We start from the raw sequence: 21,730 nt of genomic DNA on the forward strand, positions 1-21,730 counted from the left end.
TGCTTTTTCACGCATTAGACATGGAACACTCATTGCTTATATTGTGCAAGACACAGAGTGAAGGTAGGTTTTGTATGCAAAATGGATTTTATGTAGCCACAGGAGCCATGGTCACACAGTTTAACAAGCTGGATGTGATTTCAAATAACCTTGCCAATATCAACACCCCTGCTTTTAAGCGCGATGATGTGGTTATTGCAGATTTTAGCCGCATTTACCAAGAGGTAAGAGATGAACTTCCTTTGCGTAATCATACTAAGGAAGCGGCTAAATTTATTAATCGCAATATTGACCGTGTGCCGCAGGTGAGCGAGCAGTATGTGACCTTTTCCCAAGGAGGCGTAAAGGCTACGGGCAATCCTTTTGATTTTGCCCTCAAGCGCGATGATGCGTTTTTTATGGTAGAGACGCCTCAGGGTATTCGTTTGACCCAAAACGGTGCGTTTACTCTGAATGAAGAGGGAATTTTAAGCACCAAGGAAGGTTATCCCGTGTTGCCTGCTAATTTTTTCCAGACCAATCAATACATCGAGTTTGCACCTGAAGCAACCGTTACGGCTGATGCTAATGGTAATTTATATGCCGATGGCGATGTGGTTAATGCCCTTTACATTGCGCAAGCCGAAGACCCAAGAAGACTCACTAAAGAGGGCGATCATTTGTATATTTTTGAAGATGAGAATCAGGTGCGTGCCCTCGAGGAAGCGGATGTGGTAGCCCAAGGGTTTTTAGAAATGAGCAACGTCAATCCTGTGCGGGAAATGGTCGGGCTCATTGAGGCCCAGCGCATGGTAGAAATGTACCAAAAAGTAATGACCTCTCACATGGATGATCTTAACAGTGAAGCCATTAATAAATTAGCAAACGTTAAAGGATAATAACGATGATTCGCTCACTTTACACTGCCGCAACAGGCATGAAAGCCCAACAACTTCAAATCGACACCACGTCTAATAATATCTCAAACGTCAATACCATTGGGTATAAAAAACAACGCGCTGAATTTGCCGATTTGTTTTACCAGACGATGGAATACGCAGGAACGGCTACCTCCGCCACAACCCAATCGCCTACGGGCATTGAAGTGGGCTTGGGTGTGCGACCGACGGCCATTACTAAGATTTTTACTCAGGGAAACTTTAAAGAGACGACCAATAACCTTGACCTTGCCATTACTGGTAAAGGGTTTTTTCAAGTCCAGCTTCCCGATGGTACGGTTGCTTTTACCCGAAATGGAGCGTTTAAACTTGATGGCGAGGGCAACGTGGTAAACAGTGACGGCTACAGGCTAATCCCCGAAATCGTGGTGCCTGAAGATGCGACACAAATTTCCATCGGCGTAGATGGCACCGTGTCGGTGTTGCAAGCAGGGGATACCCAAATGAATGAAATTGGGCAAGTTGAGATTGCCAACTTTATCAACCCAGCAGGGCTTCACTCTTTGGGGGATAATAATTTTATCAATACTAATGCCTCGGGCGATGCTATCTTGGGTGTACCGGGCCTGAATGGGTTTGGCCAAGTGCGCCAAGGGTTTGTGGAGATGAGCAACGTGCAACTTGTGGAAGAGATGACGGACCTCATCACCGGACAGCGTGCCTACGAAGCTAACTCTAAGGCCATTGTCACCTCAGATGAAATGTTGCAAACGGTGAACCAACTCAAACGATAAGGTAGGGTAATGCTACTCATCATTCCTCTCATTGCGGCGATTATTTTGGCATGGACGGTGGATGCGATTTATTTCTCAGATACTGAACCAAAAAAGCGTATAGAGCGCCCCAAAGCCCCCAATGAGAGCGCGCAACGCTATTTGGAGCAACATATCCACAAAAAAGAAACCCCTTAGCGCTGTTGTGTTAAAATCCTTTTTTTCTTGTAACGTGCCTTACATGTAAAGAGTAGGGGTCTAATCAAAGGGGTTGCGTGCGGTTTGGTAATGTGATAAAACTAACAATTCCAGTGATGATGGGGTATATTCCTTTGGGGATGGCCTTTGGTTTGTTGGCTTCTTCAATGTTAATTCCATGGCATTATGCTTTTGCGATGAGCATGTTTATTTTTGCTGGTGCGGGGCAGTTTTTGGCCTTGAGTTTGTTTGCGGCAAACGCGACCTTGCTAGAGATTGGCGTGGCGACGTTTTTGCTTAATTTACGCCACTCTTTTTACGGACTTTCCATGATTAGTACGTTCAAGGGAATGGGCAAAGGAAAGCACTACCTCATTTTTGGCCTCACGGATGAAACCTTTGCTTTGCTAAAAACCGCCTCTATGTCTCCCCAAAACCGTGAAAAAACCTACGTGCAAATCACCGCGCTTAACCAGTTTTATTGGGTGGTCGGAACACTCCTTGGGGCGGGTCTTGGAAGTATTGTGCCTTTTGATTACACGGGCATTGCGTTTTCGCTGACGGCTTTGTTTGTGGTACTTTCCATCGAACTCTACCGCAAGCAACCTAATCCCAAACCGCTCATGGTGGCCTTGCTGATTGGCATGGCGGGCATGGTGATTTTGCCTAGCGCGAAGATGTTGATTATCTCCCTAGCACTTGCGGCGGGATTGCTCATTGGGCTTAAGGGGTGGATGGATGAGTGAAATGTACCTGATACAAGGCATCGCTCTGGCTGCTCTTGCTACCTATGTGACACGGATTTTGCCTTTTGTGTTTTTTGCCAAGCGCGAACCAGGCCCCTTGGTGCGTTTGATTGAAAAACATATGCCCGTGATGATTATGGTGATTTTGGTTTTTTACGCGATTCGCGATGTGCCTTTTGGAGTGTATCCTTATGGCGTGCCGGAACTTCTTGGGATTGTAGTTGCAGGAGCGATGCATATGAGGTTTAACAATGCGCTCATGAGCATTGTCGTGGCAACGGGGCTGTACATGGTGTTGGTGCAATATGTGTTTTAGCTTTACATGTAAGGAATAAGTGATGAGTAGTGCTGCGTTGATGCTTTTTATCCCCACGTTTATCGCTGTTTCGGTGACGCCTGGCATGTGTATGACCTTGGCTATGACCCTTGGGATGAGCGTGGGATTTAAGCGTGCGTTGTGGATGATGGCGGGTGAACTCGTGGGGGTAGGGCTTGTGGCAGTGTGTTCGGTTGTGGGTGTGGCGGTAGTGATGCTTGCGTATCCTGATTTTTTTACCGTGTTTAAGTGGGTTGGGGGAGCGTATTTGATTTATCTTGGGGTGCAGTTGTGGCGCTCGCGTGGCAAAATGTCTTTGAGTAGTGATAAAAAAACAGGCGCCATTCCGCCGCTTACGCTGATGTTGCAAGGCTTTGTGACGGCGGTTGCCAACCCAAAAGGGTGGGCGTTTTTTATCGCGTTGTTGCCTCCTTTTATCGCGTATGAACGGCCTTTATTTGGGCAACTTGCCATCTTGGTGGGGATCATTTTGGTGATTGAGTGGTGTTCGTTAATGCTTTATGCCCTTGGAGGAAGTTCTTTGCGCGCGTTGTTGCAACAAGAAAAACACGTCAGAATGCTCAATAAAATCGCAGGGGTTTTGATGATGGGGGTTGGCGTGTGGTTGGCTTTGGAGTAATTTTAGCACAATGCCCTTTTGGAATTTAATCTTTCTTATACCACTTTTTGGTTAGAATGTTCCCTATTTCTTCTTTACATGTAAGGATTTTCATGAGTACTATTACTGGAAACATTTGGTGTTTTGGTGACAATATCGACACAGATTTAATCATAGCCGCACGCTATCTTAACACCTCAGACCCCAAAGAACTTGCCAAGCACGTGATGGAAGACGCAGACCCTGATTTTGTTTCTAAATTGCAACCGGGTGATGTGATTGTAGCAGGGGAAAATTTTGGGTGCGGGAGCAGCCGTGAACATGCCCCCATCGCTTTAAAAGCTGCAGGAGTCGCCGCTATTGTGGCCAAAAGCTATGCGCGTATTTTTTACCGCAATGCGTTTAATACAGGTTTGCCCATCTTTGAACTGGCTAACACCGAAGCCTTTAAGGAAGGTCACAAAATCTCCATTTCTCCTTCTGAGGGCACCATCGTCAATGAAGCAACGCAAGCAAGTTATCAGTTTTCCCCCATTCCTCCTTTTATGCAAGAACTTATCCAAGCAGGTGGTCTTATGGAGTACGCCAAAATGGAACTTGCCGCTTCAAAAGGAGATCGCGCATGAGGCAATACAAGTTAGCTATCATTAAGGGTGATGGCATTGGGCCGGAGATTATTGACGAAGCTATTAAGGTGCTTGATGCTGTCTCCTCTCATGAAAATTTTGAGCTTAGTTATAGCGATTTTTTGATGGGCGGGGCTGCTATTGACGTGTTTGGCGAGCCGCTTCCAGAAGAGACGGTGCAAGGGTGTCTTAAAGCAGATGCTATTTTATTTGGTGCTATTGGTGGTGAAAAATGGGACACGCTTCCGCGAGAAAAACGTCCTGAAACAGGCCTTTTGAACCTGCGCAAAGCCTTGGGCGTGTTTGCTAATTTGCGCCCCGTGTCAGTGTATGATGAGCTAGTCAATGCTAGCACCTTGAAGCCCGAAGTGCTCAAAGGTGTGGACATGATGGTCGTGCGCGAACTTACCGGTGGGATTTACTTTGGCCAACCCCGCGCCAAAGAGGCTGAGCGTGCATACAACACGATGGTGTACACTAAGGAAGAGATTGTGCGCATTGCTAAAGTAGCTTTTGAGAGCGCTATGAAACGCCGTAAGCAAGTTTGTTCTGTAGATAAAGCCAATGTTTTGGAAGTGAGTCAATTGTGGCGAGAGACTGTCGAAGAAGTAGCCAAAGAGTACCCTGAAGTTTCTCTTTCTCACATGTACGTGGACAACGCTGCCATGCAAATGATTCGCAATCCAAAGCAATTTGATGTGGTTTTAACAGGCAATATTTTTGGTGATATTTTGAGCGATGAGGCCAGTATGATAAGTGGCTCCATTGGCCTTTTACCTTCCGCTTCTGTGGGTGGGCAAGTAGGGTTGTTTGAGCCTATTCATGGTTCTGCTCCTGATATTACCGGTCAAGGCATTGCTAACCCAATCGCGACGATTTTATCCGCAGCCATGATGTTGCGTTTTGCACTTGGCGAAGAGAGTGCGGCTAGTCGCATTGAAAAAGCGGTGCAACAAGTACTTAAAGAGGGCTACCGCACCAAAGACCTCTCGGCATATGAGGCAAAAGAGGTGTGTTCAACCAGTGAAATTGGCTCTATTATCGCAAGCTACGTCGCCAAAGTATGAACACCCTGACTCTTGCTAGCGTTTACGAACTCCAAGGTCTCAAAGAAGAGGCGTTGGAAATTTATAAAGAAATTTTAAAAAAAGAACCCCAAAATAAAGAAGCCAAGGTAGCCATTCGTAGGTTGTGTGGTATTCGTAAGAAATACCTTGGCGTTAACGAAGAGATGAAGGCCTTTTTTGTCAACATGGACAGCGAGGTAGAATTTATGGAATTTGAAAGGTGGCTTGCAAAACTATGGAACTAAAAGACATGATTCTCTCAACCTTGGCAGAGTTAGATAACGAAGTAAAAACACCCCCTGAGCCTCCAAAAAAAGAAGAAATTTCTACCCCAAAAGAGCCTGCGCTTGAGCCTCAAAAAGAGGAGACCGCAGACGATACTCGCTTTTTAAGAAATGTCAGAGAGCGCATTTTAGTCTTGTTTGAAGGGTTTCAAGCACCCAACAATAAAAACATCGAAGCCAAGGTGGATTTAACCCTCAACTTTTTAGAGTACCTGCTCGCTTCCATCGAAGAAGAGCTTGAAAAAGCGGAGAAGTCTCGGGGAAAATGAGCCCGCTTGCCGCACTTTCTCCTGCGCTTTTAAGACAACTTTCTTCCCTTAAAACCCTTCTATTTTCCCATACTTCTCGTGCTTATATTGTCGGTGGCGCGGTCCGAGATTTACTTCTTGGTCGCCCCGTTAAAGACATAGACATTGAAGTCTACGACATCGCGCCAGAGGCGTTTGATGCCCTAATGCACTCATGGGGTGCTAAGGGTGTGGGAAAATCCTTTTTTGTCTACAAGTTTGGGGACATCGACCTCTCTTTGCCGCGCCTTGAGACCAAAGTGGCCAAAGGGCATCAGGGGTTTGAAGTGCGCGCGTGTCAAGATGAACGTCTTGCAAGCAAGCGGCGAGATTTTACGATCAATGCACTAATGCTTCATCTTTTTGATGAAAAGCTGGTGGATTTTTGGGGCGGAAGTGTGGATCTAAAAGTGGGCGTATTGCGCTTGGTAGATGCCCAAAAATTTGGCGAAGATCCCTTGCGGGTTTTGCGTGGGGTGCGTTTTGCGGCAAGTTTTGGCTTTCATATTGCGCCCCAAACACAAGAAATTATGAAAAAGTTAAATATCTTGGAGTTAAGTCAAACGCGAATTACATGGGAACTTGAAAAACTTTTCATCGCACCTTTTGTTGCGCATGGGGTGCTTTACATGTACCGTCTTGGACTTTTTGATACACTTTTTGGCATCACCCCTTCGTGGCGTGCTGTTGCTAAATTTTCTCGCGCTTTAATGCGCCATTTGCCCTATTGCCCTCCTTCTCTTAGGCCCTACCTTTGGCTTTTTGTTGCTTGTCATTACTTTGACTTTGATGCCTCAATGGTGGTTCAAAAACTCGCCTTACCTTCCCGTTACCGTCGTTTTTTGGAAAAAACTCCCTTTGGGCATGAGCACATGAGCGATTATGAGTTGGTACAAGTGGCATTAACGCGCCCATTAAAAACATGGGTAGGCATAGCGCGACCTGGCTATGAGGCACGGGCACGGGCACTGGGTGTTTATGAGTGCGTCTTTGATGGTGGCGTGCGCGTGGAAGAGGTGATGGCGGAGGGGTTTTGTGGAAAGACCCTTGGGGAAGAGTTGCGTAGACGGATTAGGGCACGGGCAAAATCCCTTTACATGTAAAGGGTAAGCGTTACATGTAAAGGGTAGATTTACATAAAAGATGTAAAAAAATACCATAAATCATGTCGTTAATATACATCAAAGATTTATTTAGTATACTAAAAGCACGGTTTTTTAAACCGAAATTAAGTATTTTTACAGCGATAATATTTGTAAAATACGACAAGGAGATCCGTGCAAGAACAACATTCTTTAGAGTTTCGTTGCCCCACCCTTGAAGACAGCCCTCAACTTTTTTCCCTCGTCGTTCGCTCCAAGCCTCTTGATGTGAACTCACGTTATGTGTATATGCTTGTTGCAAGCCATTTTAGACAAACTAGTATTGTGGCAACCGTAGGCGAAAAAGTGGTGGGTTTTGTGAGTGGGTACAAGCTCCCCGAGAGTCCTCAAACACTTTTTGTGTGGCAAGTGGCGGTAGATGAGAGCATGCGAGGTCAAGGTTTGGCAGTGCGAATGATTGAGCAATTACTAAAACAACTGCCTGCAATCTCGTGGATACACACAACCATTACTCCTTCCAATACCCCTTCCAAGCGACTATTTGAGCGCGTGGCTACTTTGCATAATGCAGCACTAGAGCAGGAGATGGGATTTGAAGGTACGCTGTTTGGCGAAGATGGCCATGAGGCGGAAATGCTCTACACTATCGGGCCACTACACTAGTGTTCATTTAGAAATCCATTTAGGTGCGCGTTTGTGTCAAACAGAACTTAGCGCTAACGGAGTCTTTAAGGTTTATTTTAAAGGCACCAAGAGTTTTGTAAAAACTCTATTTACATGTACAAGGAAAAACAATGAGAGTATTTGAAAACCATGAATCGGAAGTACGAGGGTATATTCGCTCGTTTCCTACTATTTTTAAAACTGCCAAAGGTGCTATTTTAACAGACGAAAGTGGTGATGAATTTATTGATTTTTTTGCAGGAGCAGGAACCCTTAATTATGGACATAATAACGAGCATATTAGTAAAGCAGTGATTGAGTATTTGCAAAACGATGGCATTGTGCACGGGCTCGACATGGCAACAACTGCCAAAAAAGAGTTTATTCAGACCTTTCAAAATAGCATCTTAAAACCCAGAAACCTTGAATACGTGATGCAATTTACAGGCCCAACAGGCACCAATGCTGTGGAAACAGCATTGAAGCTTGCCAGAATGGTGAAAAAACGCAGCAACATTGTCTCTTTTTCCAACGGGTTTCATGGGTTAACACAAGGCTCCTTGGCGGTTACGGGAAACAACGACTACCGCGACGAGAGCTACATTAGCCGCACTAATGTCTCCTTTATGCCATACGATGGGTATTTGGGTGACATGAACACTCTGGAGTATTTTCGCAAATTTTTGAGTGATAGCAGCAGTGGTCTTGATTTGCCCGCAGCGGTAATTGTGGAAACCATTCAAGGTGAAGGTGGTATCAATGTTGCTTCTAAAGCGTGGTTACAAGAGCTTGAAAGCTTGTGTCATGAATACGACATGCTATTAATCATTGACGATATTCAAGTAGGCAATGGTCGTACGGGAGAATTTTTTAGTTTTGAATTTGCAGGTATTAAGCCCGACATTGTTACGTTGTCTAAATCCATTGGTGGTGGTTTGCCAATGGCAATGATTTTATTTAAACCCGAACTTGACCAGTGGAATCCAGGAGAGCACACAGGAACATTTCGTGGAAACAACCTTGCTTTTGTGGCAGCGCGTGTAGCGATGGAACAATACTGGAGTAGCGATGATTTAACCAATGCGGTAAAATACAAAGAAAATATTTTGCGGAAGCGCCTTGAAGAGATTGCTCAAAAACACCCTGAGTATGAGATAGAAGTGCGTGGGCGTGGATTGGCGTATGGATTTGAAATTAAAAATGACGCTTCCATCGCAGGCGAAGTCTCTGCAAAAGCTTTTGAAAATAAATTGGTTATCGAAACAGCAGGGTCTGAGAACCAAGTTGTTAAATTTTTACCCCCTTTGTTGATAGACGAAGAGACATTGAATGAGGGCATTAACCGCTTTGAAAAAGCCCTTGAAGCGGTTTTTGTAGAAAAAAAAGAACGTTTAACTCAGGAGTATTAAAATGATTGTAAGAGACATTAAAGATATTATAGGAACAGAGCGCGAAGTGCATGCCAAAGAGGGGCAATGGACAAGCCGCAGGATGCTCTTAAAGGATGACAAAATGGGCTTTTCTTTTCATGAGACCATTATTCGCAAAGGCACCAAAACCCATATCCACTACAAAAATCACCTTGAAGCTGTTTATTGCGTAGCAGGAAATGGAGAAATTGAAGACTTGACTACAGGTAAGCGGCACAAAATTTATGATGGTGTGATGTACGCCCTCAATAACCATGACGACCATAATCTTTATGGCGGCACGGAAGATATGCGGCTTATTTGTGTGTTTAATCCTCCGATTGTGGGGACAGAAAACCACGATGGTGATGGGGTATACCCTTTGATTGAAGACAAAGAGCAGGAGTAGACTTGAAGCGCAAAATAGTGTGTAAGTTTGGGGGAAGTTCGGTAGAAAATGCTGGGCAAATTGAAAAAGTCAAAAATATTGTTGGTGACAGCAAAAACAGAAAGTATGTGGTCGTCTCTGCGCCAGGCAGAGACGAGGCCTACCATCAAAAAATCACAGATCACTTGGTAAATCTCGCGACCAATGGAAAGCATTTAGCCAAAAAGGTGACAGCCAAAGAGAGCAAAAAAGCTATTTTTGACAAATTTTCTGGCTTGATTGAGGTGCTAAAAATCCCTGATGAGGGTTTGCTAAAGTCCTTAGAAGCAGATTTAAATACTTCCTTGGAGGGTGAAAAAAAGATTGCCTTTTTAGCTTCACGCGGAGAGCATTACAACGCAAAAATCATTGCAGCCTATTTTAACCTTTGTGGGATTGATGCCACGCTTTGGCTCCCTGAGGAGGGAGGCTTTTTATTGAGTAGCGATTTTTTAAATGCGAAAGTTTTGCCTGAAGCTCATGTCAATTTAGCAAAGCTTAAAGGGTGTGAGTCAGTGTGTGTGATTCCAGGATTTTATGGAGTAACTAAAGAGGGCGACATTGCAGTGCTTTCGCGCGGTGGTTCGGATTTGACGGGTGGCGAGGTGGCGTATTCGGTGGAAGCGGTCTTGTATGAAAACTGGAGTGATGTTAATGGGGTTTATGAAGCGGATCCTCGTATCGTAAAAGAGAGCGATGTTATCCCTCGCCTTACATTTAAAGAAATCCGACTACTTTCTTCAAAAGGGTTTAATGTTTTTCATTTTGATGCCATGAATAATTGCCGTAAAAGCAACATTCCTATCAATATTCGCAACACCAACCGTCCCTCCTTTGCAGGTACGATGATTTTAAATGAGCGTGTGCCTGATGAGGATGTTGTGGGGATTGCAAGGTTGGATCACATGGCCTATATTTATCTCGAAAAAGAAGGTTTGGGGGAAACCATTGGGTTTACCGAAGGATTGTTAAGTATTTTTAACAAATACGGCATAAAAACCTACCATTATCCTACAGATAAAGATGACATTGCTGTATTGTTAAAAAAAGAAGATTTAGCAGGCAATATCAATAATTTGCGTGCAGATATTGAATCGCAACTCACACCCGATGCCCTCGAAGTGGTCTATGATGTAGCGATTATTAGTATGGTAGGTATTGGAATGAAATACAACTCTTCAGTGATTGCTGATGCAGTATGGACACTCAAGGAAAATCATATAGACATTGAAATGCTTGACCACGGACCTGCTAAAATATCGTTTCACATTGGGGTTGCACAACAGCATGCAGACAGGGCGCTAGAATTGTTGTATAAAAAATTGATTTTGAAGAAGTAAGAAGAAGTTCCAAAGGCGCTTAGCGCCTTTGGAGAAGGAGACTAGAGAGCTGTTACGTTCTCTGCTTGAGGACCTTTTTGTCCTTGTCCGATTTCAAATGTTACTTTTTGACCTTCGTCTAGGCTAACACGACCAAAACCAGTGTTGTTTACTTGGCGAAAATGTACGAATACATCTTTGCTTCCATCTTCTGGTTGGATAAATCCAAAACCTTTGTCGTTGTTAAACCATTTAACGGTTCCGTTTTGTAGAGTTGCCATGGCAATTCCTTTGGGTAAAATACACCCCATTGCTGGTGGTGGTCGAAATATATTGTGAAGTATTCTTAGGGTGAATTTACTCTGCTAACGGAAGGTCACACAGATAGATAAACCAAGATGAAACTCACACTCATCTTTCAAACGCTGTATCATACCGCAATTTTAGGGAAAGCGCAAGGAATTTGTGTGAGAAGGTTCAATTTGTTATGATGGTGTAGCATAAAGGAGAAAAAATGAAAATTGAACGCAAGGAATACGAAAAGGAAAAAGAAGCCATCATAGCAGAGGTGGAGGAGGTGTTTCATAACCGCATGCGTATCTTTACGTGGGATGTTCCTGAGAACGATGCCCTTGTGGCGGCAGAGTTTATTATTAAGGCAATGCAAGAAGCTATCGATAGGCTCAAAAAGGAGAAAAAAGGGCAAAGCTAGGGTTATTTAAGCCCCCTTTTTGTACCATTTGGTCGAAATTTTGACATGCACAAGGAGTAGGAATGGAGACCATTGAAGGGCTTGTTGCAAGCATCTCTTCTTTTGTGTGGGGAGTTCCCATGCTGACGCTTTTGGTTGGAACAGGAGTTTATCTAACCGTTCGGCTAAAGTTTATGCAATTTTGGGCCCTGCCACATGCGCTAAAGATGATTTTTGCCAAAGAAGAGGGTGCTAAGGGCGAGATTAGCCATTTCGCAGCACTTATGACGGCTCTTGCTGCGACAGTAGGGATTGGTAATATCGTTGGCGTGGCAACGGCTATCACCCTTGGAGGGCCAGGTGCTGTGTTTTGGATGTGGCTTACGGGGCTTGTGGGAATGGCAACAAAATACTCCGAAGCCGTACTGGCGGTAAAATACCGCAAAGAAGGTGCCCTTGGTTTTAAGGGAGGCCCGATGTATTACCTTACCTACGGTGCAAATATGCCGTGGCTTGGGACTGCTTTTGCGTTTTTTACGGCATGTGCGGCTTTTGGGATAGGTAATATGACCCAATCTAACGCAGTGGCAGAGGTGCTAGGTTCTCAACTAAACATTCCTACTTGGGTGACAGGATTGGTGCTTTTGACGTTGACAGCGTTGGTGATTTTGGGTGGAATTCGCTCCATCGGACGGTTTACATCCTATTTGGTTCCTTTTATGATTATTGTTTACGTAGGGTTTGCGTTGGTGATTTTAGTGATGAACGTGGACAAAATTGGTGGTGCTTTCGGGCTTATTTTTTACCACGCTTTTAACCCCATCGCTGCAGGCGGAGGTTTTGCTGGGGCGACCATTGCTGCGGCGATTCGCTTTGGTATTGCGCGTGGGGTCTTTTCCAACGAATCAGGCCTTGGTTCTGCGCCCATTGCTGCTGCGGCTGCTAAAACCAACGACCCTGTGAAGCAGGCTCTTGTGTCGATGACCCAAACCTTTATTGATACCCTTGTGGTGTGTACCATGACAGCCCTTATCATCTTAATGTCTCCTTTTTGGCAAGAAGGGGTGAGCGCTGGTCAGCTTACAATGCTAAGCTTTGGGCACCACCTTGGAGCTACGGGGGTGTTTGTGGTGAGTGTTGCCACGGTATTGTTTGCGTATTCGACCATTTTGGGTTGGAGTTATTACGGCGAAAAGGCTTTTGAGTTCTTATTTGGGTCTCGCTTGGTGCGTCTTTACCGTGTGCTTTTTATCGCTGGTGTTATGGTGGGTGCTATGTTGCAGTTAGAATTTGTGTGGAATTTTTCCGATATGATGAATGGCATGATGGCTATTCCTAACCTTATTGCTTTATTGTTGCTTTCCAATGTGGTGAGCTCAGAAACCTCGCGTTACTTTAAGGCGCGATAGCCTTACATGTAAAGAAGCTGTATGTTTAGAGCCCTTTTTGCTCTCCTTGCTACACTTATTATCGTGGGGATGAACTACTACGCGTACACGCGGTTTTTGGGGCGCATCGATATTTTTGCCAAGGTGCGCCCGTGGTTAAAGTGGGGCATGGTTGTTGTGGTGGGGCTGGAGATACTTTTTTTGATGACCTTGCGTTTTGATGTGCTTGGTTCACAAATTTTCTTTTTTATTGCCTCTTTGCTTGGTATTTCGTTTATGCTCTTTTGTGTGGCTTTGGTGTATGATTTGGTACACGTGCCGTTGATGCGCAAAAGCTACGACGCTTCACGCCGAATGGTGCTTAAAAGCATCTTAGATGTGACAATGCTGATTTTGGCGATTTCATATATGGCTAAGGGGTTTTTGGGCGGGCTCTCTTCCTCTAAAGTCACTGAAGTAACCTTACGCCTTAAAGGTTTAGCTGAACCTTTGGAGGTGGTGCAGATTACGGATGTGCATATTGGTAAAGTCTTAGGCCGACCGTTTTTAGAAGAGGTTGTTCAAGTCATCAACACCCTTAATGCAGACATTGTTGTCATCACAGGGGACTTGGTGGATTTGAGTGTGGAGAAAATAGGCGATGTTCTTGACCCTTTAAGGGATATTCGCTCTAAATTTGGAGTTTATTTTGTGCCTGGAAACCATGAATATTTTCATGGAATAGAGGGAATTTCAACCCACCTGAAAACGTTACATGTAAAGGTGCTGGGAAATACCCACGTGCAAGTGGGTGGGATTAATCTTGCGGGGGTGTATGATGTGATGGCACATCGCATGAACCATCCTTTAGTGCCTGATATTGCTGCTGCGCTTGCGGGCCATAATCCAAATTTGCCCACCGTGCTTTTAGCGCATCAACCTAAATATATAACCCATTTAAAGGGTGATGAGCCGATTGATTTGGTCCTATGCGGGCACACGCATGGAGGGCAGATTTTCCCTTTTGGGTTATTGGTGTTGCTAGACCAACCTTATCTATATGGCGTGTATCAACACACTGCATGTACACAAGTATTTGTGAGCAGTGGTGTGGGATACTGGGGGCCGCCTGTGCGCGTGAATGCCCCCTCTGAAATTGTAAAACTCACCTTAAGGTCCTAATATGAAACGTCATCTTACTTCCGTTGCCTCTCGTGTTTTTGGCGTCTTTGCCTCCACTCGCTTTCCTAAACCTTTACAGCAAGCTATTAATCGTGTTTATGTGTGGGGTTTTGGCCTTGACATGCGTGATTTTGCTTCTCTTGGCAGTTATGTAAGTCTTGCGCGACTTTTTACAAGAGCTCTGGTGCGACCTCGACACTTAGAGGGCGATAAGGGAGCATATATCAGTCCATGTGACGCAGTAGTGAGTGCTTGTGGGCACATTAAACAAGGAATGGCGTTACAAATTAAGGGCAGGGAGTATTCTATTGGAAAGCTCCTTGGAGATTACATTCCAAAGCGGTGTGCAGAGGCCTTAGAGGGGGGTGAGTTTTTTAATCTTTATCTCTCGCCACGGGATTATCACCGTTACCATGCTCCGTGCCACATGAAGATTGTTGAAGCACATCACATTCCTGGCAAGCTTTTTCCTGTAAACTTTCGGTGGCTTAAAAAACAACCGCAACTCTTTTGCGAAAATGAGCGGGTGGTTTTGGTGTGTGAAGATGCTCTGGGCGAGCGTTTTTATATGGTGTTTGTGGGGGCGTTAAATGTGGGTAAAATGCGTTTTCATTTTGATGAACGTATTCAGACAAACGCCAAAGAAAGCAGGCACTCTTTTTACATGTACGAAGCACTGTGGATGGAAAAAGGGGCAGAACTTGGCTTTTTTGAAATGGGTTCAACCATTGTCATGTTGTTTGAAAATCCCCGTCTTGCTTTAGGCAAATTTGAAGGACAAAAGGTTCGTTTTGGGGAGCTGCTTGCAAGCCGATAAAGTGCTTTTTTAGTAATAAATATTACCTCTGCTAAAAATAACAATTGTTGTAATTTTAAACAAATATTAGGTTTTGATTTTATTTATTTTTTGTATAATAATCCAACTTAGCCATAAGGATTGTTCTATGTCTCAAGAGTTGGTTGTTGTAGGAATCGGATCATCCGCAGGAGGACTTGAGGCGCTTCAGGGGTTTTTGACTACACTGCCTTCTATTCCTAATTGCGCCTTTATTATCGCGCAACATTTAAGCCCAACCCATAAAAGCATGATGGTAGATTTGCTCTCTCGGGTGACGAATTTGCCTGTGTTGGAGGCAAAAAATGGTTTGGTTATTCGCCCAAAAACCGTCTATATGACTCCCGAAAATACAGACATCTACGTTAAGAGTGGAAAAATCTATCTTAAAAATTTAGAACAAGCCTTTGGTCCAAAACCCTCAGTTAATTACTTTTTTTCCTCTTTAGCAACAGCGTACCAAGACAAAGCTATTGGCGTGATTCTCTCGGGCACGGGAAGTGATGGCGCCTTTGGAATGCGAGCCATTAAAGCCGAAGGGGGCATTACTCTTGCCCAATCCCCCAATACGGCCAAATACGACGGCATGCCAGTTTCTGCCATTAATACTGGCAAAGTAGATTTGGTCGTACCTATTGAGTCTATTGGCGCAGAACTTAAAAGCATTATCCAAAATATGGGCAAACCTATTGATGAGGCATTGAACGAGAGCCATTTGGGGCGGCTTTATCGGATTGTTTTTAATGAAAAAGGGGTGGATTTTTCTCTGTATAAAAAGAGCACGCTCATTCGTCGGATTGAACGGCGGTTGGCGGCACTAAAAATTGACTCTTTGGCAACGTACGTAGAAACACTTAAAAACAATCCCGAAGAGGTCAATGCGCTCTATCATGATATTTTAATCGGAGTGACGCAATTTTTTAGAGACAAGGAAGTGTATGAGGCCCTAAAAAGCTATATTGAAGGGATTGTCTCCAAAAAAGAGCAAGGGGAGGAGATTCGTTTTTGGTCCATTGGGTGTTCTACAGGAGAGGAGCCTTATTCTCTTGCTATTTTTTTAAGTGATGTATTGGGAGAAAAAATCAACCGCTACAAAATCAAAATTTTTGCCACGGATATTGATGATGAAGCCCTTAAGATTGCTCGTGCGGGTGTGTATGCAGAAGCGAACCTTTTAGGTGTAGAAAAGCAAATGATTCAAAAGTATTTTACCGTCCAAAAAAACCAATACGAGGTCAAGAAATCTATCCGTGAGTTGGTAATTTTTTCAAAACACAACATTTTAAGCGATTCTCCGTTTTTACGCATGGACTTGGTGAGTTGCCGTAATGTGCTCATCTATTTTGAAACTGCTTTGCAAAACAAATTTTTCCCTATTGTCCATTATGCACTAAAGGATGCAGGCATTTTAGTGCTTGGAAAATCTGAAACCATTGGTAGCCACTATGATTTATACACGCAACTAGACAAAACAAGAAAAATTTACAAGGCACAGTACACGGGTATCAAAGAACCTCCCAAGATGTTCAATTTTTCTACCAAATACAAAGATTACGAAGAACCAAAGGAAAAAACACGCAAAAACGATGAGGAGAATCTTGAAGAAAAAGTCGTTGGCGCCACGATGCAATACTTGCTTAATCAATGCGTAGTGATTAACAGTAGTCATGAAATTATCTACATTAAAGGCACTATTCCCTATCTGCGCCATGGCGAGGGTAAAATCAGTAACAATATTTTTCGCTCCGTTCATGATGAAATCTCCCTAGACCTTCGTTCAGCCCTCAACGAGGCGCAAAGAGAGCATCAGATTCGTATTACTCCTTTTCGCAGTGTGCATATTTTTGAGGATGTGGTGCGTTACTTACGTGTAGTGGTCGTGCCCATGCAAGATGAGCGTAATGAAGACTGGCTAAGCGTCCTCTTTTTTCAAGCTGAAAAGCCAGAGTTTATCCGTGGGCATATTAGCCAGGGAGATTCAGAAAGTGAAACCATTCAAAAACTTGGATTTGAACTAGACAGCACAAAAGCACATCTGCAAAATGTCATTGAAGAGCTTGAAACCTCCTACGAAGAGATGCAATCTTTAAACGAAGAGTTGCAAAGTTCTAACGAAGAGTTACAAAGTTCCAACGAAGAACTAGAGACTACTAACGAAGAGCTTCAAAGCACCAACGAAGAGCTTCAAACTGCCTACACAGAGCTCAAGGCTCTGTACGATGACAAAGAAAAACGCACCACACAACTGGAAGAACTAAGCAATAAACTTAAAGACCAAACCAGTGACTACCGTAAACAAAAAGAGATTACCGAAGGGATTTTAGACACAGCTCCTGTGGCTATTATTATGACGGATGATATTGGCAATATTATCTTTGCCAACGCAGTAGCCGAGCGCCTGTTTGTTTTGAGCAAAAAGCAACTTCTTACACGTACTTACGATTCCTCAGCGTGGAATATTAAGGATTTTGACGGGAACCCCATCCCTAATGAACATTTGCCTTTTAGTGTCATCAAAAAAACATATGAGCCTCTTTTGGGTGCAAAACAAACCGTAGAGATTGGTGGCAATACCACCTACCTTTCAATTAATGGTGCGCCATTGTTTGATGTTGAGGGACGTTTTTATGGGGCGGTCTTTTCTTTGGTGGATATCACCGAGATACACCACCTAAGAAGCAATGTGCGAGAGTATGAGCGCACCAGCCAAGAACACCAAAAAATGCTTGATGAGAAATTAAGCCAAAGCCTTGGAGAGTTAAAATCCAAAGGCTACTATGAGCTTTTTGCTATCAAGTTTGACCTGATGCATTATGCGATGCTAGACCTTGGAACCTCTATGCGCAACAACTTAAGCAATGTTATGTTGCTTTTAAAGAGCCTTCCTGTGGAGTGTTCTACATGTAAAAAACTAGATGAAACAACCAAAGGGCTCGGGGACATTGCTAACAACCTCAATAAAGAACTTGATACCTTAATCTCGTACTACAACATTGGGTTGCATCATCGCGAACAATCGGTGTATGACATGCTTAAGCAGACCTTTGAAATTCTTGAATTTACCTTGGCGGAAAATGACATTACTGTTGATTTTGACTTGGATGAGAGCTTAAAATGCCCTAAAAATACAAAAAATACAAAAATCCTTTTCTTGGCTTTGTGTGAGCTTTTTATTTTTGCAAAAGTTCGAACAACTACGTCAAGCGCTTCTACTTTACATGTAAAGAGTGAACTGGTTGGTGATAACACTCCACGACTCACTTTTATCTTGGATGCTTTAGATTTAAAGGGTTTTGATATGGAAAAAACCAACAATGTTGACCTGTTGAAGATTCATTTTAATGAAGCATTTGGGGGTCTTTTTTCTATTAAATCAGAAGGGACAACCCTTGAGGTTAGCTTGGATTTTACATGAAAATACTTGTTGTTTCGAATCAGTCACAACATTTCTCCCTCTACAAAAGGCTATTTGAAACCATCACGACAGAGATAGATGAATGGGGTTTGGGTGATGAGCAGCTAAAACAACATTATTACGACCTTGTGATTTGTGATTTTACGAGCAGAAAGCAAATTGGCCTTTTGGGCAAAGTGCATACATGTAAGAAGCCCAATACGGGAAAATTGATTTTAATTTCCCCGTATCCTTTGGAGCAGCTACGCATCTCTCCCTTGGTAGCACAAAGTATTGATTTTATTATGGGAAAACCCTTGGATGTCGATCGCCTGATGGCTTATATCGATGCACAATTGCAGTTATTGCACAAGCAAGAGGTTTTGCGACAAAAAAACGAAGTACTTTCTGATGTGATTGATTTAAACATTATCAAAATAGGGGTGTTTAATCTCAGCGGAATTTTATATTACGCCAACATCAAATACCTTGAAGCCAACCATAGAACTACCAGTGCTTTTGATACCTTTTCTTTTGATGAGCTTAGCCAGTGCAAAGAAGAATTTAAAACCATTTTGGCCAACTTAAAAGCCAAAGGTGTTTTTCAAATGGAGCGTCAGCAAAAGGGGCAGTGGTTTCGCTCTTTTTTTTACCTTCTAAAATCCCATTACGTTGTGCATCTTTGTCAGGAGGTTACTGATGAGAAGCACTATGTTCAACGGCTAGAAAGGGCTTCTGTTTTTTTTGAAAATGCACAAGAAGGGATGATTATCACTGACTCTAGAAATAAAATCATCTCCATTAACCGCGCTTTCTCACTCATCACTGGCTACACGCGCGATGAAATCATTGGAAAAACACCTTCGATTTTACAATCGGGCATTCATGAAAAAGAGTTTTATGAATACATGTGGGATAGCCTTCAACACAATGGAAGATGGCAAGGGGAAATTTGGAACAAGCGTAAAAATGGTGAAATTTACCCCGAATGGCTCTCTGTGACAAAACTCACCGAAGCAAATGCTGAAGATGCTACCTATATGGCTATTTTTACAGACATTTCTTCTTTGAAAGAAACCGATAAAAAACTACACTATTATGCAAATTTTGATCAACTCACAGGCTTGTGTAACCGCGTGCAATTTGAAAATCTTTTTAACCATGCGCTCTCTTCGGCAAAACGACGCGGCAAAAAACTTGCGTTGATGTTTATTGACCTAGACCATTTTAAAGAGGTTAATGACACACACGGTCATGCTATTGGCGACATTATGTTGCGCCATATTGCCAAAAAAATACAAAAAACCTTGCGCCAAAGCGATGTCATTGCTCGCATTGGGGGCGATGAATTCAATGTCCTTATCGAAGGCCTTGAACACTACGAAGATGCTTTGGAGCTTGCAAATAAAATCAATGAAGCAGTGAAAGCTCCCATTGAGATTGAAGGGAATGTGTTTTTCATGAGCCTTTCTATTGGGATTGCTGTTTATCCTGACCATGGAGAAGATGCTGGAACATTAAGCAAGCATGCTGATACTGCTATGTATGAAATCAAATCTCGCGGACGCAACGGAGTAATGGTTTACAACACTCTTTTTACCGACAAAGTACTCAAGCGCTCTGCTTTGATGAGTGACCTTAACCTTGCCATTACGCAAGACCAATTTGAGATGTATTACCAACCTATCGTATGTCTTAAAACAGACACGCTTCTTGGCGCAGAAGCACTGTTGCGTTGGCATCACCCCACTAGGGGCACTGTTGCGCCTGGGGAGTTTATCGCCTTTGCAGAGGAAAATAACTTAATCCTAGAACTTAGTGCTCTTGTATTTGAAAAATGCCTTGAAGATGCGCTGCGTTTTGGGCCACATCTGCATAAAAATAAGCCCTTTACCCTTGCCATTAATGTCTCTTCCCAAGAATTTTTTAGTGAAGATTATGCACAAAAAGTGACTGCTAAACTTGAAGATTTTGCTATTGCTCCTTCTATGATTGAGCTTGAAATCACTGAAACTTACCTCATGAGAAACCCACATGTAGCAGTAGAAACCATTGGGTATTTGCGTAAAAGTGGGTTGCACATTGCATTGGATGATTTTGGGACAGGGTACTCCTCTTTAAACTACCTTAAAAATCTTCCCATCGACAAATTAAAAATCGACCAAAGTTTTGTCAGGGCGTGTTTGGAAAGCCACGAAGATATGGCCATTGTGGAAGCTATCGTAACGATGGCAAAGATTTTTGGCATGAAAGTGCACGCCGAAGGAGTGGAGACCAAGGAGCAAGCCGCTGTGTTAAAAAACTTAGGATGCGATGTTTGTCAGGGGTATTATTACGCCAAGCCCTTGCCTTTTGAAGCGTTTATTACCTACATGAAGGAGTCCTTATGAGCCTGATTCCTCAGTTTTCTCAAGGGTCTAGAACCCTTTATGCCCAACACGACTATGAGGTGCTTTTTAGCGTTTATGAGGCCATTACCACAAGTACAGTGGAGCTAGCCAATGAGGCTGTGGCTTCCCTTGGAAGAGAAGGGCTGCACAACCATCTTGAGTTTCATCAAAAGCTCATCAAAACAACACTCCGGTTTCCTTTGGAGAATTTGCTGCTGGATAATTTTGCATGGATTTACCGACGCTTGGCTCACTACGGGCTAGATAGCTCTTTTTTCTTGTATGAACTGCATCTTTGGGAAGAGGCGTATGAGCGTTTTTTGCCTCCTGTTTTGTGTTTACAACTCAAAGAGCTTTACATGTACATTAAAGAGCACCTTGATTATCTTGTTAATGCTCACACGCGGATTAAACAGGCTAAATATATGCACTTTAGTTCAGAAGATGTTGCAGAGATTAATCAAGCCTACGCATGGCTTTTGCGGCGTGATTATGCTCTTTTGAAAGCATATGTTCTTGAAAAATGCACCACACTAGAGGAGTTTTTGAGCTTTTTTTACAGGATTATTAGCCCTGTGATGGAGCGGGTAGGTTTTGAGTGGGAAGAGGGTGTGATTAGTGTGGCTAAAGAACACATGATAAGCGAACAAGTAGGGGATTTGAGTATGGAAATGTTTGCACATTTTGATACCCACCGCTTGGAAAAAGAGAACGACGTGGTTGTTTTGGTGGCTACTGCGCCACGGGAACTGCATGCCATTGGTGCGAAAACCATCACTAAACTTTTGGAGTTCTACGGATTTAAAGCGTATTATTTAGGGGCAGATTTAAGCATGGAAGAGATTGCAGGAGCGGTGGCAGAAACGGCACCTGATGTGCTAGTTCTTTCTGTAACCCTTGAGGTGCATCTAGTGGAACTTCAAGAATTGATTCGCTACTTGCGCTCAGATGCTGTTGGTTTTCGTGGCTCCATTGCCCTAGGGGGTAATGCTCTTAGGCATCTAGGGGTTGCGTTTGAGGTTGAAGAAAAAAGCAAAGTGTGCATGAATTTTGAAGAAGTCTTGGCGTTTGTAAAAAAACAGTAGCAAAGGGAGTGCGGTGTTGTTTAGAGGCAAAAAATATGATGTTTTAAGAGGGGCTTGCCAACACCTTGATG

23 protein-coding genes are annotated in these 21,730 nt (G+C 43.4%); 22 read left to right on the top strand and 1 reads right to left on the bottom strand.

The genetic code is table 11. The annotated features are described in order from the left end of the window. The first annotated feature begins 74 nt into the window (after positions 1 to 74). From JWV37_RS08305 to JWV37_RS08375, 15 genes are all read left to right on the top strand, one after another. Positions 75 to 878: a flagellar hook-basal body protein gene (locus JWV37_RS08305; protein WP_205459330.1), complete on the top strand. Its 804-nt coding sequence runs from the start codon at positions 75 to 77 to the stop codon at positions 876 to 878. 5 nt (positions 879 to 883) lie between these two features. Next, on the top strand, positions 884 to 1,672 hold the full coding sequence (gene flgG / locus JWV37_RS08310) for a flagellar basal-body rod protein FlgG (protein WP_205459331.1): 789 nt from the start codon (positions 884 to 886) through the stop codon (positions 1,670 to 1,672). Between the two features lie 9 nt (positions 1,673 to 1,681). After that, positions 1,682 to 1,849: a hypothetical protein gene (locus JWV37_RS08315; RefSeq protein ID WP_205459332.1), complete on the top strand. Its 168-nt coding sequence runs from the start codon at positions 1,682 to 1,684 to the stop codon at positions 1,847 to 1,849. A gap of 77 nt (positions 1,850 to 1,926) precedes the next feature. Further along, positions 1,927 to 2,595 (top strand): AzlC family ABC transporter permease, encoded by a 669-nt coding sequence (locus tag JWV37_RS08320; protein ID WP_369407669.1) that lies wholly within the window; start codon positions 1,927 to 1,929, stop codon positions 2,593 to 2,595. Further along, complete coding sequence (locus JWV37_RS08325) at positions 2,588 to 2,911, top strand: branched-chain amino acid transporter permease (RefSeq protein WP_205459333.1); 324 nt, start codon at positions 2,588 to 2,590, stop codon at positions 2,909 to 2,911. Before JWV37_RS08320 ends, JWV37_RS08325 begins: the two co-directional genes overlap by 8 nt. A gap of 22 nt (positions 2,912 to 2,933) precedes the next feature. Further along, the gene (locus tag JWV37_RS08330; RefSeq protein WP_205459334.1) at positions 2,934 to 3,551 is read left to right on the top strand and encodes a LysE family translocator; all 618 of its coding nucleotides are present in this window, start codon (positions 2,934 to 2,936) and stop codon (positions 3,549 to 3,551) included. Positions 3,552 to 3,643: 92 nt separating this feature from the next. Next, the gene (locus JWV37_RS08335) at positions 3,644 to 4,156 is read left to right on the top strand and encodes a 3-isopropylmalate dehydratase small subunit (RefSeq protein ID WP_205459335.1); all 513 of its coding nucleotides are present in this window, start codon (positions 3,644 to 3,646) and stop codon (positions 4,154 to 4,156) included. Further along, positions 4,153 to 5,223, top strand: coding sequence for a 3-isopropylmalate dehydrogenase (gene leuB, locus JWV37_RS08340; RefSeq protein ID WP_205459336.1), 1,071 nt, complete (start codon positions 4,153 to 4,155; stop codon positions 5,221 to 5,223). Before JWV37_RS08335 ends, leuB begins: the two co-directional genes overlap by 4 nt. Beyond that, positions 5,220 to 5,468, top strand: a complete 249-nt coding sequence (locus tag JWV37_RS08345; RefSeq protein WP_205459337.1) for a tetratricopeptide repeat protein — start codon at positions 5,220 to 5,222, stop codon at positions 5,466 to 5,468. The genes leuB and JWV37_RS08345 overlap by 4 nt, the downstream gene beginning before the upstream one ends. Continuing rightward, entirely contained in the window at positions 5,459 to 5,776 is a 318-nt protein-coding gene (locus JWV37_RS08350; RefSeq protein WP_205459338.1) for a CiaD-like domain-containing protein, read from the top strand. The genes JWV37_RS08345 and JWV37_RS08350 overlap by 10 nt, the downstream gene beginning before the upstream one ends. Beyond that, on the top strand, positions 5,773 to 6,897 hold the full coding sequence (locus JWV37_RS08355; protein WP_205459339.1) for a tRNA nucleotidyltransferase/poly(A) polymerase-related protein: 1,125 nt from the start codon (positions 5,773 to 5,775) through the stop codon (positions 6,895 to 6,897). The genes JWV37_RS08350 and JWV37_RS08355 overlap by 4 nt, the downstream gene beginning before the upstream one ends. 174 nt (positions 6,898 to 7,071) lie before the next feature. Further along, positions 7,072 to 7,560: a diaminobutyrate acetyltransferase gene (gene ectA, locus JWV37_RS08360; RefSeq protein ID WP_205459340.1), complete on the top strand. Its 489-nt coding sequence runs from the start codon at positions 7,072 to 7,074 to the stop codon at positions 7,558 to 7,560. Between the two features lie 131 nt (positions 7,561 to 7,691). After that, positions 7,692 to 8,969, top strand: coding sequence for a diaminobutyrate--2-oxoglutarate transaminase (ectB, locus tag JWV37_RS08365; protein WP_205459341.1), 1,278 nt, complete (start codon positions 7,692 to 7,694; stop codon positions 8,967 to 8,969). Position 8,970: 1 nt separating this feature from the next. Beyond that, positions 8,971 to 9,378, top strand: coding sequence for an ectoine synthase (locus tag JWV37_RS08370; protein WP_205459342.1), 408 nt, complete (start codon positions 8,971 to 8,973; stop codon positions 9,376 to 9,378). 2 nt (positions 9,379 to 9,380) lie between these two features. Next, a complete protein-coding gene (locus JWV37_RS08375; RefSeq protein WP_240332119.1) occupies positions 9,381 to 10,736 on the top strand; it encodes an aspartate kinase in 1,356 nt (451 codons plus the stop codon). A 41-nt stretch (positions 10,737 to 10,777) separates the two neighbouring features. Here the strand turns inward: JWV37_RS08375 and JWV37_RS08380 are convergent, their stop codons facing one another. Then, a complete protein-coding gene (locus tag JWV37_RS08380) occupies positions 10,778 to 10,996 on the bottom strand; it encodes a cold-shock protein (protein WP_205459343.1) in 219 nt (72 codons plus the stop codon). A gap of 233 nt (positions 10,997 to 11,229) precedes the next feature. Between JWV37_RS08380 and JWV37_RS08385 the strand changes: the two genes are divergently transcribed. From JWV37_RS08385 to JWV37_RS08415, 7 genes are all read left to right on the top strand, one after another. Further along, entirely contained in the window at positions 11,230 to 11,427 is a 198-nt protein-coding gene (locus JWV37_RS08385; RefSeq protein WP_205459344.1) for a hypothetical protein, read from the top strand. A gap of 62 nt (positions 11,428 to 11,489) precedes the next feature. After that, positions 11,490 to 12,815, top strand: a complete 1,326-nt coding sequence (locus tag JWV37_RS08390) for an alanine/glycine:cation symporter family protein (protein WP_205459345.1) — start codon at positions 11,490 to 11,492, stop codon at positions 12,813 to 12,815. A 21-nt stretch (positions 12,816 to 12,836) separates the two neighbouring features. After that, complete coding sequence (locus JWV37_RS08395; protein ID WP_205459346.1) at positions 12,837 to 13,955, top strand: metallophosphoesterase; 1,119 nt, start codon at positions 12,837 to 12,839, stop codon at positions 13,953 to 13,955. Between the two features lies 1 nt (position 13,956). Further along, on the top strand, positions 13,957 to 14,772 hold the full coding sequence (locus JWV37_RS08400; RefSeq protein WP_205459347.1) for a phosphatidylserine decarboxylase: 816 nt from the start codon (positions 13,957 to 13,959) through the stop codon (positions 14,770 to 14,772). Between the two features lie 127 nt (positions 14,773 to 14,899). Continuing rightward, a complete protein-coding gene (locus tag JWV37_RS08405) occupies positions 14,900 to 18,205 on the top strand; it encodes a CheR family methyltransferase (protein ID WP_205459348.1) in 3,306 nt (1,101 codons plus the stop codon). Beyond that, positions 18,202 to 20,574 (top strand): GGDEF domain-containing phosphodiesterase, encoded by a 2,373-nt coding sequence (locus JWV37_RS08410; RefSeq protein WP_205459349.1) that lies wholly within the window; start codon positions 18,202 to 18,204, stop codon positions 20,572 to 20,574. Before JWV37_RS08405 ends, JWV37_RS08410 begins: the two co-directional genes overlap by 4 nt. Next, on the top strand, positions 20,571 to 21,659 hold the full coding sequence (locus JWV37_RS08415) for a cobalamin B12-binding domain-containing protein (RefSeq protein WP_205459350.1): 1,089 nt from the start codon (positions 20,571 to 20,573) through the stop codon (positions 21,657 to 21,659). Before JWV37_RS08410 ends, JWV37_RS08415 begins: the two co-directional genes overlap by 4 nt. Positions 21,660 to 21,730: the final 71 nt, after the last annotated feature.

This window comes from Sulfurospirillum tamanense, assembly GCF_016937535.1.
GTDB lineage: Bacteria > Campylobacterota > Campylobacteria > Campylobacterales > Campylobacteraceae > Sulfurospirillum_B > Sulfurospirillum_B tamanense.

What these genes read in the sequence shown, in the direction of transcription:
- JWV37_RS08305 (WP_205459330.1), top strand. Translation starts at nt 75, where the DNA reads ATGCAAAATGGATTTTATGTAGCCACAGGAGCCATGGTCACACAGTTT.
- flgG (WP_205459331.1), top strand. Translation starts at nt 884, where the DNA reads ATGATTCGCTCACTTTACACTGCCGCAACAGGCATGAAAGCCCAACAA.
- JWV37_RS08315 (WP_205459332.1), top strand. Translation starts at nt 1,682, where the DNA reads ATGCTACTCATCATTCCTCTCATTGCGGCGATTATTTTGGCATGGACG.
- JWV37_RS08325 (WP_205459333.1), top strand. Translation starts at nt 2,588, where the DNA reads ATGAGTGAAATGTACCTGATACAAGGCATCGCTCTGGCTGCTCTTGCT.
- JWV37_RS08330 (WP_205459334.1), top strand. Translation starts at nt 2,934, where the DNA reads ATGAGTAGTGCTGCGTTGATGCTTTTTATCCCCACGTTTATCGCTGTT.
- JWV37_RS08335 (WP_205459335.1), top strand. Translation starts at nt 3,644, where the DNA reads ATGAGTACTATTACTGGAAACATTTGGTGTTTTGGTGACAATATCGAC.
- leuB (WP_205459336.1), top strand. Translation starts at nt 4,153, where the DNA reads ATGAGGCAATACAAGTTAGCTATCATTAAGGGTGATGGCATTGGGCCG.
- JWV37_RS08345 (WP_205459337.1), top strand. Translation starts at nt 5,220, where the DNA reads ATGAACACCCTGACTCTTGCTAGCGTTTACGAACTCCAAGGTCTCAAA.
- JWV37_RS08350 (WP_205459338.1), top strand. Translation starts at nt 5,459, where the DNA reads ATGGAACTAAAAGACATGATTCTCTCAACCTTGGCAGAGTTAGATAAC.
- JWV37_RS08355 (WP_205459339.1), top strand. Translation starts at nt 5,773, where the DNA reads ATGAGCCCGCTTGCCGCACTTTCTCCTGCGCTTTTAAGACAACTTTCT.
- ectB (WP_205459341.1), top strand. Translation starts at nt 7,692, where the DNA reads ATGAGAGTATTTGAAAACCATGAATCGGAAGTACGAGGGTATATTCGC.
- JWV37_RS08370 (WP_205459342.1), top strand. Translation starts at nt 8,971, where the DNA reads ATGATTGTAAGAGACATTAAAGATATTATAGGAACAGAGCGCGAAGTG.
- JWV37_RS08380 (WP_205459343.1), bottom strand. Translation starts at nt 10,996, where the DNA reads ATGGCAACTCTACAAAACGGAACCGTTAAATGGTTTAACAACGACAAA.
- JWV37_RS08385 (WP_205459344.1), top strand. Translation starts at nt 11,230, where the DNA reads ATGAAAATTGAACGCAAGGAATACGAAAAGGAAAAAGAAGCCATCATA.
- JWV37_RS08390 (WP_205459345.1), top strand. Translation starts at nt 11,490, where the DNA reads ATGGAGACCATTGAAGGGCTTGTTGCAAGCATCTCTTCTTTTGTGTGG.
- JWV37_RS08395 (WP_205459346.1), top strand. Translation starts at nt 12,837, where the DNA reads ATGTTTAGAGCCCTTTTTGCTCTCCTTGCTACACTTATTATCGTGGGG.
- JWV37_RS08400 (WP_205459347.1), top strand. Translation starts at nt 13,957, where the DNA reads ATGAAACGTCATCTTACTTCCGTTGCCTCTCGTGTTTTTGGCGTCTTT.
- JWV37_RS08405 (WP_205459348.1), top strand. Translation starts at nt 14,900, where the DNA reads ATGTCTCAAGAGTTGGTTGTTGTAGGAATCGGATCATCCGCAGGAGGA.
- JWV37_RS08410 (WP_205459349.1), top strand. Translation starts at nt 18,202, where the DNA reads ATGAAAATACTTGTTGTTTCGAATCAGTCACAACATTTCTCCCTCTAC.
- JWV37_RS08415 (WP_205459350.1), top strand. Translation starts at nt 20,571, where the DNA reads ATGAGCCTGATTCCTCAGTTTTCTCAAGGGTCTAGAACCCTTTATGCC.